The following is a 14,690-nucleotide window of genomic DNA, read 5'->3' as shown; positions in this document are numbered from 1 at the left end:
ATAAAAAAAGGGGCGTAATGCCCCTTTTCTTGTGAAGGTATTAAAGTGTTCTTGAAATTAATTCTTTCATGATTTCATTTGTACCTGCATAAATTCGATTTGCTCGATGATCAATGTATGCGCGTGCAATTGGATATTCAAGCATATAGCCATAACCACCATGTAATTGAAGACATTCATCTACAATCTTTGAGAACATATCAGAAATTTTATATTTAGCAGCTGCTGCAGCTTCTACACTTAACTTTTCTTCAAGTTGTAATTCCATACAACGATCTAAATATGTCCGGCAGAAATCTATTTCTGTTCTGAGTTCGGCAAGTTTAAAGCGTGTATTCTGAAATGCGCCAATAGGTTTACCAAATGCTTTTCGATCTTTTGTATATTGAACGGTATGTGCAAATGCTGCTTCAGCACCGGCCTGACAAATGATAGCAACTAACATTCGTTCCCATGCTAATTCTTTCATGAGCATGATAAAGCCCATACCTTCCATGCCTAAAAGATTTTCTTTAGGAACACGAACGTTATCAAAGAATAATTCGCAGGTATCTTGGCCTTTCATACCAATTTTGTTTAGAGGTTTACCTTTACTAAAACCAGCACGATTTGCTTCTACAATAATTAAGGATAAGTTCGCCGAACCTTTATCACTATTGCCAGTCTTACAAACGACTACGGCCATGTCGCATAAGTAGCCATTCGTAATAAAAATTTTGGAACCATTAATGACATATTCATCACCATCAAGTACGGCGGTTGTTCTTACCGCTTGTAAATCTGAACCAGTGCCTGGTTCCGTCATTGCAATAGCAGTAACAACTTCTCCAGTTGCCATTGTGGGTAACCATTTTTGTTTTTGCTCTTCATTACCAAAATTATTAATGTAATTAGCAACAATATCGGAATGTAGAGAAAAACCAGTACTTGAGTCCATCGCATACGCTTGTTCTTCTATAAGAATCATACTGTATAGGCGATCTACCCCAGAGCCTCCATATTGCTCTGGCATTGTGGTGCAAAGAAGACCTAGTTCTCCAGCTTTATTCCAAAGATCTCGGTCAACATGTTGCTGTTTTTCATATTTCTCTATATTGGGAATGACTTCCTTTTCATAGAATTTACGCACTGTCTCACGGAAGGCTTCGTGTTCTTCATTGAATAATTGTCTTGGTAACATATTTGGAATAGGACGGATGGCACCAGATTGCATTTGTATTTCTTCCTTGGTTCAGGTGTGATGTTATGCCCTAAACATACGTAAGCATTTCATCCCTAACAATGTGATGAATGCTCAATTATGCAGATGAGATGATAAATTTGGTCAATTTGATATTTTTAGCGATCTTTAGGATGTGATCAGGTAAACTAGGCGCACTATCAACGCAGATGGGGACGTAAATGTCTGACGAAATGACCTTGGAAGAACGTAAAGTAATTTATCGAGCACGCCGCGGCTTAAAAGAAATTGACGTCTATTTTGACCCGTATGTAAAAAATTATTATTTAAAAGCTGATCCGGCTGAAAAAGCATTATTTGCAGAGTTGGTTGATCAAGAAGATCCAGATTTATTAGATTGGTTCATGGAAGTTTCTGAACCTCCACGTACTGAGTTACGTGAATTTATTTATAAACTAAAACAGTATGTGCATGGCTAAACTGTTTTGATAAAAGAATTAAATTTTGAGCTGAAATATAGCCGTGTCTCGGTAATATTTCAGCTTTTTGTTGGTTTGGGTTTAGCAATTTTGCTTTATCAGTTATTAACGCCGATATGGTGGCTATGTGCTGTCATTCTTCTATTTATTGGTTTTATTTTCTTTCTAAAGCAAGCTCAAATATCTCAAATTGAATATTTAGATCAAAAATTATGGTCGGTTGCATATTTTTCGAAAAAAGAAATTTACCGTGGGGAAATTACTAAAATAATTGATTATCAGTTATTTGTGGTTATTTATCTTGAAGAAACTCCTACGAACATAGCTATTGTTTGGTTCGATCAGCTTCCTATTCAGCAGTGGAAAAGATTAAAAGTTTTAGAAAAACTCTATTAATTGTTAGACAATTCTACAATTGTATATTTATTTAAAAATTATAAAAAACAAAAACTTAATAATTTTTTTCTTCATTAAACTTTGGATTGTCTAATTAAAATATAGAAAAAAGCCAAGGAAAGACAATTGTCTGACAATTTCACCTATGGGTAGCTATTTGATCGGTTAAAGTACAAACACCAACGTAAAGTGTGTCGGAGGTCTCAAAATGGAGATGCCAACATGGTCGTTCTTGGTCATTGCCATAATTCTGGCAGTGGTGATAGGAAGAGCAGGAACTTTACTCAGGGAACATCTTAACAAAGTTAGTTTTAACAAGGTTAAGAGACAGAGGATGCAAGGTCGTCGATCAGTCAATTATTAAAGTTGGTTAATCGATTAATTTCATCAAGTGTCCAGTTTATAACTGGGTGCGATTGTAGTAAGGAGGTCTCTCATGGAGATTTCAATGTGGATGTTTCTGTTAATTGCAGTTGTTATGGCTGTAGTAGTAGGAAGAGCAGGAACTTTACTTAAGGATTATATAGAACAAAAATAATATAAGCCGTTAAAAGCTTATCCCAGTTAATAAGTAGCATGTGCTGAACCGTCGCAATGCTACTTTTTTTTGCCTAAAATTTCTGTTTCCTCGAAAAACTGTCAATTTTATCTGCTGTGAAGTGTGTCAAAGTATAAGCGCTACAATTAGAGTAATTACTCTTTTATTCAAGATATGCATCTGCTAATGTACATCTGAAAAGGAAAAAACAAATTACATAGAGGACAGGAAGATGTCTAAAGTCCAAAAAATAAGCCAAGGTTTGGCGGTGAGTTTTCTTGCAGCTTCAGTTTTATCAGGTTGTTCATACGTCGTGAAAACCGGAGCAAATGTTGCTCTAGGTTTTACGGAAAAGCACGTCGTTCCACCTATTTTGGCAATGCAAGATGCTGAAATGGTATGTAATACCGGTAGTGCGTTAACGCCTGCAATCATGTCTACCAAAGGGATGGGTGCAGATCCGACACGTGTTGCAGTATTAATGTATGCAGCATCAGGTGTATGTGCGGAAAATCAAGCTTTAGAACAAGAACTGCGTTATTTACGTGCTTCAAAAGCAGGTCAAGTGACAGAAGCCCAAGATGCACGTATTGCACAGAAGCGTTGGGCAGCAATTGCAGCTGAACGTCAGTATACAGGCTATAAGTTATTTGCTGATCGTTGGGAATCTAAATATAAATATCACTTAGGTGACTCTTGCCCAACGATGCGTAATGATACTGATCAAACTGTTTATTTACTTGGCATGATCAGTGGTCTTCAGGCTGTGACCAACGATATTAACTCAGGCGGTGCAGTCAATGTTCCTAAAGATATCGCTGCTATTGTAGAGCGTGGCATGGTTTGTCTAGATAATGAAAAATTCTGGGGCGCACCTAACGCAACGCGTGCTGTTATCTGGACTTTATTGCCAGGTGCTGATGAAGGGAAACCTGATCCGTACCAAACTTTAAAACAGTCAATTCAGATTGGTGAGAAAAAAGGTGTTCGCCTATCTCATGCCTTATATGCTGTAGCTGCTCAAGCAAGCGGCGATGATGCAAAAATCCGTGATGCATTAAGAACCTATGCAGCATCACAAGCTGATGACAAACCTGTCAATCCGAACTTTAAGTTAATCGATAGTATGGCTGGTCTTATTGTACGTGGTATCTCTGACCGTTACTGGACTGAGCATACTGGTGTACGTACCGGAGATGATGGTATGTCTCATTTCTGGGATGATAAAAATGAAGGTGCAGCAGAGCTAGATGAGTTGTTTGATGGGGGCGCCGCTTCAGAGGTTCCTGCGGATTCATCTGCTCCACCAGCAGCGCAGTAAGAATATTTGAAAGACTAACTTCTTGCGAGTCTATTGTTAAGTTCTACAATAATTGTAAGAAGTTTAATTTCAAGGAGTGTGCCATGAAGGATCATGTACTGAATAGTAAAGTGCTTTTGGTCGCAGTGTGCATTTCCATATCTGCATGTCTACAGGTGTTTCCTGATACTTTTATTTATTGGCGCGAAAGTTTACTTGGCGAATTCTGGCGTTTGTGGACTGCACATTGGGTACATGTTGGATGGGTTCATTTCCTTTTAAATATGATGGCATTCGCTTGTTTACCCTTTATTTTTCCACATACAAAAGCATGGCATCTTCTAAGTCTACTTTTGCTGTTGCCACCCTTTATTAGTTTGGTGTTCTACTTTTATTTACCTTATATCGAAGCTTACGCAGGTCTGTCTGGTGTCTTACATGGACTATATACAGCGGTTGCTTTGGTCTATCTGCAATATCGTAAAGAGCGAAATTTTGCTTTGCTGGTTTTAGGGTTAATTATTGCCAAACTCATATGGGAAAACACTTTTGGACAAACAGGAACTGCTCAACTAATAGGGAGTCCAGTTTTAACTGAAGCTCATCTATATGGGGCAATTGGTGGAGCAATCTTTGGAGGATGTTATTGGATTTTCCAGAGATTAAAAAAGAAACATTGACAATACAAACTGTTAAAAAAGAGATTTTAGTCATTCTTTATTAACAAAGTTTGATGCAAATTTGATCGTTGAATAAAGGGATTGGTAGAAGGGGGATGGATTTAACCCCTGACCAAGAAAAATTGCATGACTCAAGTCCTTATTTTTTAGGGATTTGAGAGAACAAAATTGGAATATTTATGCAAGAACATCAAGAAAAAAGATCTGGATTAGGTCTGCTGGGTTATATCTGGAACGAATGGATCTCAACATTCGTCATCCTCATTCTGCTATTAATGACGCTAATTATTGGTACCGGGGAAATGATCCACGGACAATTATTACGTATCGGGGAACGTCTTTATGGCGACCCTGCTACAGGTATGCAATATTCTTTTTTGCGTGCTGAGCCTGAAAAGCCAACTTGTGATCGACATCCAAATATCGAGGCTCAAGTAAAAGAACAAATGAAAGCGAACGCGTCTGATGATTTCGCGAGTTTCTTTGGTGCAGCATCGGAAAGTGATGTCCGTGCATCACTACTCGCAGCAAAGCAACAATGTGATGAAAAATATCAGGCGTATGATAAAACTATTAAATATATCGAAGCTAACCCAGGGGTACGTACTTACCGTGCTATCGAGACAGGTTTCTTCGGTATTTTTAAATTTGGTACAGAGAACCGTGCCATTTTACTGGTCTTTATGGTTTTGATTTCTGCGATTACTGCATCGTTGAAATATCACCATATTGGTTTGCGTAATCCGGCAACAAAAATAGATTACAAAGTATATTCCCTGTTTATGTTGATTGGTAATGCACTACTTAGTACCTCTGTCATTAGTCAGTATCGTTCCGTCATAAATTCTGGGGTAACACCTACCTATGAAACAGTAACGATTTACTGGATGTGGATGATTCTATTTGTTGTTCTGACTTTAATTAGTTTGTATCAATTATTTGTTTCACCTCCACCAAAACGTGAAGGCGGTAATATAGGTTTAGCCTTACTATCGGTGCCTCTATATGCTTACATGGCGTTAATTACAGGCATCGTATTTACGTTCTTTATGGATTACCCAATGGGGCAAGGTATTTACCTTGGTTTATTGGTTGAGTTCTCGGGTATCTTCTTAAACCTTGCCTTGTTTATTTGGGCAGGTATGCTTTTAACTCAAACACGCGTTATGGACTTGTTCCTTAATGTGCTTCGTCCATGGAACTTGGCACCAGAAACCTTAACTTGGTTAATTCTAATTGCTGCTGCTGTACCAACAGCTTATACAGGTGCATCAGGTATTTTCGTTATCGCAGCAGGTGCAATTATTTATAAAGAAGTCTGGAATGCGGGTGCTCGCCGTCAATATGCTTTGGCTGTGTCTGCAATGTCAGGTTCTTTAGGGGTAGTTGTACGTCCATGTCTACTGGTCGTTTTAATTGCAATGCTTGATAGCCGTCATGTTACGTCGGATGAGCTATTTGGGCATGGTATTTATGTATTTTGGTTAACTGCATTTATTTTCTTGGGTGTTTCACTACTTTTAGCTGAAGAAAAATTCCGTGTGAATTCACCAAAAGTTGCGATTCCGGGCATGATGCGTGCCTTTGTACCTGTAATTCCATACATTCTGATCACTGCTGTTGTTCTTGCGATCTATAAATATGCATTAGATACAGGAATGAACGAGTTTACTGCACCAGTAATTTTGCCATTAGTTCTGATCGCAATGATCTTGTACGACAAATTGGTTGCGACCAAAGAAGCGCCTGCAATCAATATTCATGAAGCGATTGTTCGTGAACACGAACAAAAATCACCATTCTTGCGTGCACATGATCCGCATAGCTCTCAATACCGTCTTGGTTTTGGTGGAGCACTTCGATTTGCGACCTCAGAAACTGTAGGTCATATCGGTGCTTTAATTATCTTGATGGCATTGTCTGCAAGTGTAGGTGGTTTAATTGAACGCTCTGAAGTGGTCGAATTATTACCGACTCATTTGGGCAGTATTTACATTTCACTTGCATGTATTGCGCTATTACTTGCCATTATTGGTATGTGTACAGATCCATTTGGTGCTGTAATTTTAGTTGCTGCAACTATTGCACCTGTAGCATACGAAAATGGTATCCATCCAATTCATTTCTGGATGATTGTGTTGGTTGCATTCGAATTTGGTTACGTAACACCACCAGTTGCCTTGAACCATCTACTTACGCGGTTGTCCGTCGGAGATGATGAAGTGAATGCTGCTGATGCTGAAGCGAAAGAGAAATATACAAGCTTCTACTTCCGTTATGAGCGCTGGTTGCTACCAATTATTGTCTTGTTCTCATCATTGGTATTAGTGACTTATGTGCCATATGTATTTAAGTTATTCGATTGGTATAAATAACTTAAATCAAAGTATTGGTTATACAAAAAAGCCTTCCTAAATGGAGGGCTTTTTTAATAAGTAGATTGAGTAAATTTAGAACAAGATGATTAGAATTATTTAAATCCGGCTAAAAAAGCTAAAGATGTACAGCTTTAGCTTTTTTTAAGAGTTCATTGAAAAACTATTGCTGTTTAAGCTGAGCTTCAAGCAATTTAACTTGTTCTTCTTTGAGTTTAGTTAGTTGATCCGCATCTGCATGCTGAGCTTTTAAGGTGGCTTCCTGATCTTTTAGCTGCCGATGAATATCTTCAAGTTTAGATACTTCTTCTTTTGCTAAAGACTCTTGTGCTGGGACAGGCTCTTTAAGCACATTTTCACTGACAAGTTGCTGAGAGCTTGCATTTTCAGCTAAGGGTTCAGAACTTGGTAATGGCTCAGCTGGTTTCGGTTTAGCAGGAGCAGGAGTCGAGACAGGTTGTGGATCAACCAGTGGTGCTGACGACTCGGTTTTTTTAAAAAACCATTGCGCTGCAAAAAAAAGCACTACGAGAATGCTTAAGCCCCCAATTAAAATCCATAATAATTTTGAGTTTTGTTTTCTTTGTAGTGGCATGTTTAAGACCTTTAGTCGGGACGACGTGGCTTGAACTGTATTACCCCAATTTCATCCGGTTCAGCAGGTGTTTCAGGCTCATCAACATGAGTCGGACGATTTTCGCTATAACCGCATTCGATACATTCAATCCATTCGTCTTCTGCGGTGGTTAGCATGATAATCCGATCTATGGCTTCACATTTTGGACATTTTGCCCCAGCAATGAAACGTTTTTTCATCTTTATCACCCTAACCACACGATCAATTTAGGCCCATAGTTTAAGCGGTTTTGTTGTCATTCGTCCAACCTTGATGACGTAACAATGCGTCAATTTTAGGCTCGCGTCCACGGAAATTCACAAATGCCTCAAGCGCAGTGTCTTTTCCACCCACAGCTAGAATTGCCTGACGGAATTCTTTACCCGTTTGAGTGTTAAAAATGCCTTCATTTTCAAAACGATCAAATGCATCGCTCGCTAAGACTTCTGCCCATTTGTAAGAGTAATAACCTGCGGCATAACCGCCAGCAAAAATATGACTAAAACTATGTTGGAAACGGTTGTAGTCGACAGTAGGAACGACCGCATATTGCTTACGAATATCGTCTAAGGTTTGCTGAATTTGCTCACTGTTAAGGGCTGGCGTTTTGGTGTGAATGGTCAAGTCAAATAATGCAAATTCAAGCTGACGTAAAGTTTGCATACCAGATTGGAAGAATCGAGCATTTAATAAAGCATCTAGTAATTCTTGTGGCAAAGTCTGTTTACTATCGATGTGTTCACTTAATACATCTAGGCTTTCTTTATCCCATGACCAGAATTCCATAAACTGGCTTGGTAATTCTACTGCATCCCAAGCAACACCATGAGTTCCTGCAACCGAGATATTATCTACTTCGGTCAACATATGATGTAAACCATGTCCGAACTCATGGAACAAAGTAATCACTTCGTCATGAGTCAATAAAGCAGGTTGGTCACCTACTGGAGGAGTAAAGTTACACACCATATAGCAAATTGGTTTTTGTAAGCCATGAAGTGTTTGCATGCGCGAGCGGAAGCCATTCATCCATGCGCCACCACGTTTGCCTGTACGTGCATAGATGTCAAAGAAGAAGCCACCAATCACTTGACCTTGGTCTTCTAATTCAAAATAACGTGCATCTGGATGCCAGACAGGTGCTTGTCTTTCAATAATGTTAATGCCGTATAGACGCTGCACAATCTGGAATAATCCCTGAATAACTTTAGGTGCAGGGAAATAAGGTTTTAATGCTTCTTGAGATAAGTTGAATTGTTGTTGTTTAAGTTTTTCAGAATAGTAAGTTGTATCCCAAGGTTTAAGCTCATCAACACCATCTTGTTTAGCAATTTCTTGAAGTTCGGCAACTTCTTGAAGCGCAGGAGCACGCGCATGCTCTGCTAGGTCAACCAAAAACTCATGTACTGTTTTTACGTCCGGTGCCATTTTGCTTGCAAGAGAATATTCAGCATAGTTATTGAAACCAAGTAGTTTCGCCATTTCCTGACGAAGACTCAAAATTTCTTCCATAATTTTGCTGTTATCAAATTCAGTTGGTTCAGACTGATCAGATGCGCGAGTCACATAAGCTCTATAAAGCTCTTCACGCAATGCACGGTCATCTGCATAAGTCATGATTGCAAAATATGCTGGGAAATCTAGGGTTGCTACAGCTTGGTCAAGTTCACGTTGTTTGCCGTACTGTTTTAATAACTCAATATTACTTTCTGGAAGACCTTTTAGCTGATCTTCGGTAAGTGGTTTAAAGTAAGCTTGTGTTGCATCAAGTACGTGGTTTGAAAAATCAGAAGAAAGCTGTGAAAGACGCGCAGAAATCTCTGCATAACGTTTTTTCTCTTCACCCTCTAAGGCTACACCTGAAAGTTTAAAGTCACGTAAAGCTAGACGGATAGCACTTTGCTGTGCAGGGCTAAGAGAGCTATAACCTTGACCATCATGGATGTGTTGATAGGTTTGATAAAGCGCCGTGTGTTGACCAAGCTGAGTGTAATATTCACTTAATGCTGGTAATAAAGATTGATAGACTTCTCTCGTTTCTGCATTGCTCATTACAGCGTTTAAATGCGATAAAACGCCCCATGATTCACTTAGATTATTTTCAAGCGTATCGACTTGCTCAAGTACGGCAAGTTGCTGAGCTGCATCTGTAGGTGCAGCCGTAAGAGTATTTAAAAATTCCTGACCTGCTTGGATCGCTTGTTGAATGTCTTGTTTTAAATTTTCTAATTCAATTTGGTCAAAACGCGGAGTTGGTAAAGTCGCTTGCTGTAAAGTCATTGCTAATAGCCACATTATTTTTTAAACATGGTATTAGATGTAGGTCCTCTCAAGTCGGAAATCAAGCTTAATGTGTAAAATAACCCCTTTTAAAAACAAATAAGCCTCCTATTGGAGACTTATTTTTGAAACGTGATAATTATTTACTCACTATTCAGCCTTTGATTTTGCATTCGACTTTTTCTTTTTAGGCTTAGATTTTTTCTTCACCTTTTCTGATTTAGTCTCGGCTTTTGCTGAGGTTTTTTTACCAGATTTTTTGGTGTAAGAACTTGGCTTACTTTTTTCTTTCTTTTTGTGAACAGGTCGCTCACCATCACTACTGACAGTTGGTTTACTGAAAACTTCTTCAGTCGCCTGCGTAGTAGTTTTAGTCGTACGCGGCGCACGGCTACGAACTACTCGGCCTGCATGGGTAACTTGCTTAATGAGCTTGAAGTCAATTTTACGTTCTTCCAGATTGACACCAGCGACCTGAATTTTAACTTCATCGCCCAAACCAAAGACTTGTCCACGATTTTGACCTACTAGATTTTGGCTCGCTTGGTCATAAATAAAGAAGTCATCGCCGAGTTGGCTAATATGAATCATGCCATCGACATATAGATCTTTCAGTGTCACGAATAAACCGAATTCGGTCACCGCACTTACAATACCAATGAATTCATCACCTAGATGCTGCTGCATGTAGTGACATTTCAACCAAGTTGTTACGCTACGAGAAGCTTCATCAGCACGGCGCTCTGTTTGAGAGAAATGTTCACCTGCATCATCTAGTGCAGCACCAGAGAGTGGATAAGGCTTTTGTTTGAGATGTGCTTTAATGGCACGGTGTAATAATAAATCTGGGTAACGACGAATTGGCGAAGTGAAATGCGTATAAGCTTCATAAGCCAAACCATAGTGCCCTGCATTTTTTGCGCCATAATAAGCTTGCATCATTGAGCGTAATAAGACGGCATGAATACTAGGAGCATCAATACGATCTTTAGTTGCTTCAATTACTCTTTGATAGTCTGCTTGAGTTGGTTGGTCAGGGAAGGGTAGACCCAGTAATTTCACAAAGTCTTTTACTTTCTGAATACGTGAAAACTCTGGAGCTTCATGCACGCGATACAACATTGGAACATCATGTTCTAATGCATATTCAGCCGCAGCAACGTTAGCAAGTAACATGCACTCTTCAATAAGTTTATGTGCTTCATTACGTGTACGTGGCAAAATTTCTTTAATCCCGCCTAGCTCATCAAAAGTCATGTAAGTTTCAATGGTTTCAAATTCCATTGCATGACGATCAGCACGTAAATTTTTCAAAATCTGATAAAGCTGGAAAAGCGTATTTAACGATTTATGAACATCACGGTCTTTTGGAATTGCATCTGTTGCGCCGTCAAAATATTGTGCTACCTGTGTATAGGTCAAACGCGCTTTTGAATGCATCACTGATGGATAAAAATCGTAACCAGTTACACGGCCTGTACGAGAGAGTTTCAAGTCACAGACCATACATAAACGGTCTACATGAGGGTTTAGAGAGCATAAGCCATTTGACAATGCCTCTGGTAGCATCGGTAATACGAAATGCGGGAAGTATACCGAAGTACCACGTTCCTCAGCTTCTTCATTGAGGGCTGAGTCTAAGCGTACATAATGGCTAACATCAGCAATTGCGACCACTACACGATAACCGCCACCTGGACGTTTTTCTGCATAAACCGCATCATCAAAATCTCGAGCATCTTCACCATCGATCGTAACTAATGCTAAATCTCGTAAATCAATGCGGCCTTCACGGTCTTGAGCAGATGGTTCTTTAAAGCTTTCAGCTTCTTTTATAACTTCATCTGGAAATTCGTAAGGTAAGCCAAACTCAAGAATAGTCTGCGGAATAATAATTTCTGTATCAGCTTTGTCGGCCATAGACTGAATAATATGCGCCGTCGCAAATTCTTCACGAGTCGGATAACTATCTATTGCGACACGTAGCATATCGCCAACATTTGCTTCAGCATGCGTTACCAGTTCTTTTTCTAAAGGAATAGGTTGGTGCTGATTTGGATTGTTGGGCTGAATAAAATATTCACCATCGTGAACCGACAATTTACCAATTAATTGTTTAACACGATGTTGTAAAACTTCTGTGATAAATCCCCAAGGTTTGCCTTTACGATCAACTGAAGTCTGTCGCACTCTAACTCGGTCACCGTTAAAGACTAAACGTAATTCACGTTCAGGAAGTAAAAGGTCACTTTGACCATCAATATGCGCTGTGCCTAAACCTTTACTATTGATATAAACAGTTGCTTCATAGGTCGGTTGATCTGCCACCAACTGAAATTTAAACCCGTCTTTCATGATTTGACCATCACGAACCATAGCACTTAAGCGATGACTGAGTGCTTCAATACTTTTTTGGTCATGAATATTAAAATGATCGACAAGTTCTGCATGAGATTGCGGTGTCTGCAATTGTTCCAATGTATCTAAAATAAGAGTACGGCTTGGAATAGGATTGTCATAACGTTCAGCTTCAGCTTTCGCTTCGGGGTCAGCCCAGTTTTTTGTCATGTCGTTTGGTTTCACGCTTGGCAGATAAGTTTAGCATAAGTCATGCAGACCCGAACTGCACGTTTAGGTTTGCAATAATGTGTTATGCACTACAGTATTTTGATGAAGAAATAATATCTATCTTAACAAGCGTTTGATCGAAAAAGACGAAAATAATGAGAAAATTGCTTAAAAAATAATTCATTGAACTAAAAAATAAGAAAATTTCACTATGATGACTTGAACAATAGGGTTTTAGTTTGTATTATGGCGGCTCGTTCCGGTGAGGGGGGTGAGTGGCTGAAATCACTTCCCTGCTAAGGAAGCATACCTATTACTGGTATCGAGGGTTCGAATCCCTCTCTCACCGCCATTTACTTAATGCGCTCATAGCTCAGCTGGATAGAGCACTTGGCTACGAACTAAGGGGTCGGGAGTTCGAATCTCTCTGAGCGCACCAAGTAAAATAGAACGAATCGCTGAAAGGCACACAAGTTACGCGCTCATAGCTCAGCTGGATAGAGCACTTGGCTACGAACTAAGGGGTCGGGAGTTCGAATCTCTCTGAGCGCACCAAGTAAAATAGAACGAATCGCTGAAAGGCACACAAGTTACGCGCTCATAGCTCAGCTGGATAGAGCACTTGGCTACGAACTAAGGGGTCGGGAGTTCGAATCTCTCTGAGCGCACCAACTTGAAGAATTAACCGCTTTTATAGCGGTTTTTTTGTGCCTGTTTTTTAGTACTTTAAAAAAATCTAAATTTATAACTTTTTAATTATATTAGAGATAATCATAAATGAACTTAGCTTTATTTGACTTTGATGGCACGATCACTCATAACGATACATTCAGTCTATTCCTTAAATTTTCTTTAAATAAAAAAACTCAAATACTAGGTGGTATTCGACTTGCACCTTATATAGCGGGTTATAAGCTTGGATGGGTAACCGATAAAACTATTCGAACTAAACTCTGTCAGGTGGGATACGTGGGCTATGATGCGGCTTCCCTAAAATATATGGGGGAAGAGTTTGCTAAAAATATCCTTCCTACCTGTGTGCGTCAAAATGCTTTGGAACGTATTCTTTGGCATAAAAAACAAGGTGATCGGATTGTTGTTGTATCTGCATCATTAGGTATTTATTTAGAAAGCTGGTGCCAATCTTTAGATTTAGAAGTTATATGTAATCAACTTGAAATACGTGATGGTATTTTGACAGGTGATTTTATTAATGGTGATTGTGGTTATTTAGAAAAAGTAAATAGAATAAAAAACAAATATGATTTAACTCAGTATTCTACAATTTATGCTTATGGTGATACACCTAATGATTATGCAATGTTAGAGCTAGCGCATAAGAAATATTATAGATGGGAAGAAGTGAATTAATATTTAAAGATATATTAATAAATAAAGCCACTTGTAATAAGTGGCTTTATTTTAATGACTTATATTAAACAGTATTGAAAGAGTTTTCTAAGAAGTTATCGGTAAGTAATGATGTAGGTACGATAGTATGCGTTGTATTAGTTACGCTTGATACTGTCGACGTTACTCCACCGAGTAAGCTACCACCAGTTAATCCACCTAGTAAATTAGAAATAACATCTAATCCGCCTTCACCAGTCACACCGCCCGTTAAGCTACCCACGATATCTGTTACGATGCCGATAGGGTTGTCTGTACCGCCAGTAACGCCACCAGTTAAGCCGCCTAGAAGGTCGGTCACTAAGCCAAGAGGACTATCACCATCTACGCTACCAGTTAAACCGCCAAGTAAATCAGTGACTAAGCCTAGTGAGCTATCTCCACCAGTAACCCCACCAATAGTTCCTGTCAATCCACCAATGATTTCTGTTACTAAGCCAGTAGCAGTTGTGCCATTTGTAATCAGCGTATCGAGAATACCGGTAGCAGATTCAGTAGCACCTTGAATGTCTCCACCCACTAGATCAGAAATGACTTCAAGCGTGCCATTTACTGTGTCACGAGAAGTTTCGAAAGTTAATGTGCCGAGGTCTGCAAGTTCAGAAACAGGATGTTCTGCTTGTGGAAGAATGCTGATAATTGTATCTGCAACTGTATCAATGCCAGTGTTGATAATTTCAGTTTTTAAGCTTTCTACGCCCTGAAGGATATCAATACCGCCTTGAACAACATCAATCACTGGAGAGATTGGAGAGGTTCCATCACCGATACCACCAGTTACACCGCCAATAATGTCAGTAATTACTTCAAGTGGGTTACCGTCAACGCCACCAGTTACACCGCCAATAATGTCAGTAATTACTTCAAG

Annotated in this window: 11 protein-coding genes, 4 tRNA genes and 1 pseudogene; 10 read left to right on the top strand and 6 right to left on the bottom strand. The window is 39.2% G+C overall.

Annotated features, from left to right (window positions below; all coding sequences use genetic code 11):
• Positions 1 to 40: 40 nt before the first annotated feature.
• On the bottom strand, positions 41 to 1,213 hold the full coding sequence (locus J655_RS15075; RefSeq protein WP_032006490.1) for an acyl-CoA dehydrogenase family protein: 1,173 nt from the start codon (positions 1,211 to 1,213) through the stop codon (positions 41 to 43).
• 188 nt (positions 1,214 to 1,401) lie between these two features.
• Between J655_RS15075 and J655_RS15070 the strand changes: the two genes are divergently transcribed.
• The 5 genes from J655_RS15070 to J655_RS15050 all read left to right on the top strand — a co-directional run bounded on the left by J655_RS15070 (position 1,402) and on the right by J655_RS15050 (position 6,948).
• On the top strand, positions 1,402 to 1,659 hold the full coding sequence (locus tag J655_RS15070; protein WP_002117064.1) for a succinate dehydrogenase assembly factor 2: 258 nt from the start codon (positions 1,402 to 1,404) through the stop codon (positions 1,657 to 1,659).
• 6 nt (positions 1,660 to 1,665) lie between these two features.
• Positions 1,666 to 2,055 (top strand): hypothetical protein, encoded by a 390-nt coding sequence (locus J655_RS15065; protein WP_005067287.1) that lies wholly within the window; start codon positions 1,666 to 1,668, stop codon positions 2,053 to 2,055.
• Positions 2,056 to 2,825: 770 nt separating this feature from the next.
• Positions 2,826 to 3,914 (top strand): hypothetical protein, encoded by a 1,089-nt coding sequence (locus J655_RS15060; protein WP_005067288.1) that lies wholly within the window; start codon positions 2,826 to 2,828, stop codon positions 3,912 to 3,914.
• An 83-nt stretch (positions 3,915 to 3,997) separates the two neighbouring features.
• The gene (rrtA, locus tag J655_RS15055; RefSeq protein WP_005067290.1) at positions 3,998 to 4,573 is read left to right on the top strand and encodes a rhombosortase; all 576 of its coding nucleotides are present in this window, start codon (positions 3,998 to 4,000) and stop codon (positions 4,571 to 4,573) included.
• Positions 4,574 to 4,752: 179 nt separating this feature from the next.
• Positions 4,753 to 6,948: a TRAP transporter large permease subunit gene (locus J655_RS15050; RefSeq protein WP_005067292.1), complete on the top strand. Its 2,196-nt coding sequence runs from the start codon at positions 4,753 to 4,755 to the stop codon at positions 6,946 to 6,948.
• A 163-nt stretch (positions 6,949 to 7,111) separates the two neighbouring features.
• On the opposite strand, the gene J655_RS15045 is transcribed toward J655_RS15050, so the two are convergent.
• From J655_RS15045 to rnr, 4 genes are all read right to left on the bottom strand, one after another.
• Positions 7,112 to 7,543, bottom strand: a complete 432-nt coding sequence (locus J655_RS15045; protein WP_005067294.1) for a hypothetical protein — start codon at positions 7,541 to 7,543, stop codon at positions 7,112 to 7,114.
• Between the two features lie 11 nt (positions 7,544 to 7,554).
• On the bottom strand, positions 7,555 to 7,764 hold the full coding sequence (locus J655_RS15040; RefSeq protein WP_005067296.1) for a YheV family putative zinc ribbon protein: 210 nt from the start codon (positions 7,762 to 7,764) through the stop codon (positions 7,555 to 7,557).
• 40 nt (positions 7,765 to 7,804) lie between these two features.
• The gene (locus tag J655_RS15035; RefSeq protein ID WP_032006492.1) at positions 7,805 to 9,859 is read right to left on the bottom strand and encodes a M3 family metallopeptidase; all 2,055 of its coding nucleotides are present in this window, start codon (positions 9,857 to 9,859) and stop codon (positions 7,805 to 7,807) included.
• A gap of 135 nt (positions 9,860 to 9,994) precedes the next feature.
• A complete protein-coding gene (gene rnr, locus J655_RS15030) occupies positions 9,995 to 12,412 on the bottom strand; it encodes a ribonuclease R (protein WP_017481664.1) in 2,418 nt (805 codons plus the stop codon).
• 261 nt (positions 12,413 to 12,673) lie between these two features.
• Here rnr and J655_RS15025 point away from each other — a divergent pair.
• The 5 genes from J655_RS15025 (at position 12,674) to J655_RS15005 (ending at position 13,783) form a co-directional block, all read left to right on the top strand.
• Positions 12,674 to 12,764 (top strand) — tRNA-Ser (locus J655_RS15025).
• Between the two features lie 10 nt (positions 12,765 to 12,774).
• A tRNA-Arg gene (locus J655_RS15020) sits at positions 12,775 to 12,851 on the top strand.
• A gap of 39 nt (positions 12,852 to 12,890) precedes the next feature.
• Positions 12,891 to 12,967: transfer RNA gene (locus tag J655_RS15015), tRNA-Arg, on the top strand.
• Positions 12,968 to 13,006: 39 nt separating this feature from the next.
• Positions 13,007 to 13,083 (top strand) — tRNA-Arg (locus J655_RS15010).
• Between the two features lie 106 nt (positions 13,084 to 13,189).
• A complete protein-coding gene (locus J655_RS15005) occupies positions 13,190 to 13,783 on the top strand; it encodes an HAD-IB family hydrolase (protein WP_032052620.1) in 594 nt (197 codons plus the stop codon).
• Positions 13,784 to 13,847: 64 nt separating this feature from the next.
• Here J655_RS15005 and J655_RS15000 read toward each other — a convergent pair.
• Positions 13,848 to 14,690, bottom strand: a pseudogene (locus tag J655_RS15000) (hypothetical protein); the annotation flags it as partial.

It is taken from the genome of Acinetobacter sp. 1294243 (assembly GCF_000588015.1).
Lineage (GTDB): Bacteria > Pseudomonadota > Gammaproteobacteria > Pseudomonadales > Moraxellaceae > Acinetobacter > Acinetobacter pittii.
The sequence above is the reverse complement of the archived record's forward strand: the minus strand, read 5'-3'. Positions and strand labels throughout refer to the sequence as shown.

Bases quoted from the DNA above. Each gene is read 5' to 3' on its own strand.
- J655_RS15075 (WP_032006490.1), bottom strand. From the start codon at position 1,213: ATGCAATCTGGTGCCATCCGTCCTATTCCAAATATGTTACCAAGACAA.
- J655_RS15070 (WP_002117064.1), top strand. From the start codon at position 1,402: ATGTCTGACGAAATGACCTTGGAAGAACGTAAAGTAATTTATCGAGCA.
- J655_RS15060 (WP_005067288.1), top strand. From the start codon at position 2,826: ATGTCTAAAGTCCAAAAAATAAGCCAAGGTTTGGCGGTGAGTTTTCTT.
- rrtA (WP_005067290.1), top strand. From the start codon at position 3,998: ATGAAGGATCATGTACTGAATAGTAAAGTGCTTTTGGTCGCAGTGTGC.
- J655_RS15050 (WP_005067292.1), top strand. From the start codon at position 4,753: ATGCAAGAACATCAAGAAAAAAGATCTGGATTAGGTCTGCTGGGTTAT.
- J655_RS15045 (WP_005067294.1), bottom strand. From the start codon at position 7,543: ATGCCACTACAAAGAAAACAAAACTCAAAATTATTATGGATTTTAATT.
- J655_RS15040 (WP_005067296.1), bottom strand. From the start codon at position 7,764: ATGAAAAAACGTTTCATTGCTGGGGCAAAATGTCCAAAATGTGAAGCC.
- J655_RS15035 (WP_032006492.1), bottom strand. From the start codon at position 9,859: ATGTGGCTATTAGCAATGACTTTACAGCAAGCGACTTTACCAACTCCG.
- rnr (WP_017481664.1), bottom strand. From the start codon at position 12,412: ATGACAAAAAACTGGGCTGACCCCGAAGCGAAAGCTGAAGCTGAACGT.
- J655_RS15005 (WP_032052620.1), top strand. From the start codon at position 13,190: ATGAACTTAGCTTTATTTGACTTTGATGGCACGATCACTCATAACGAT.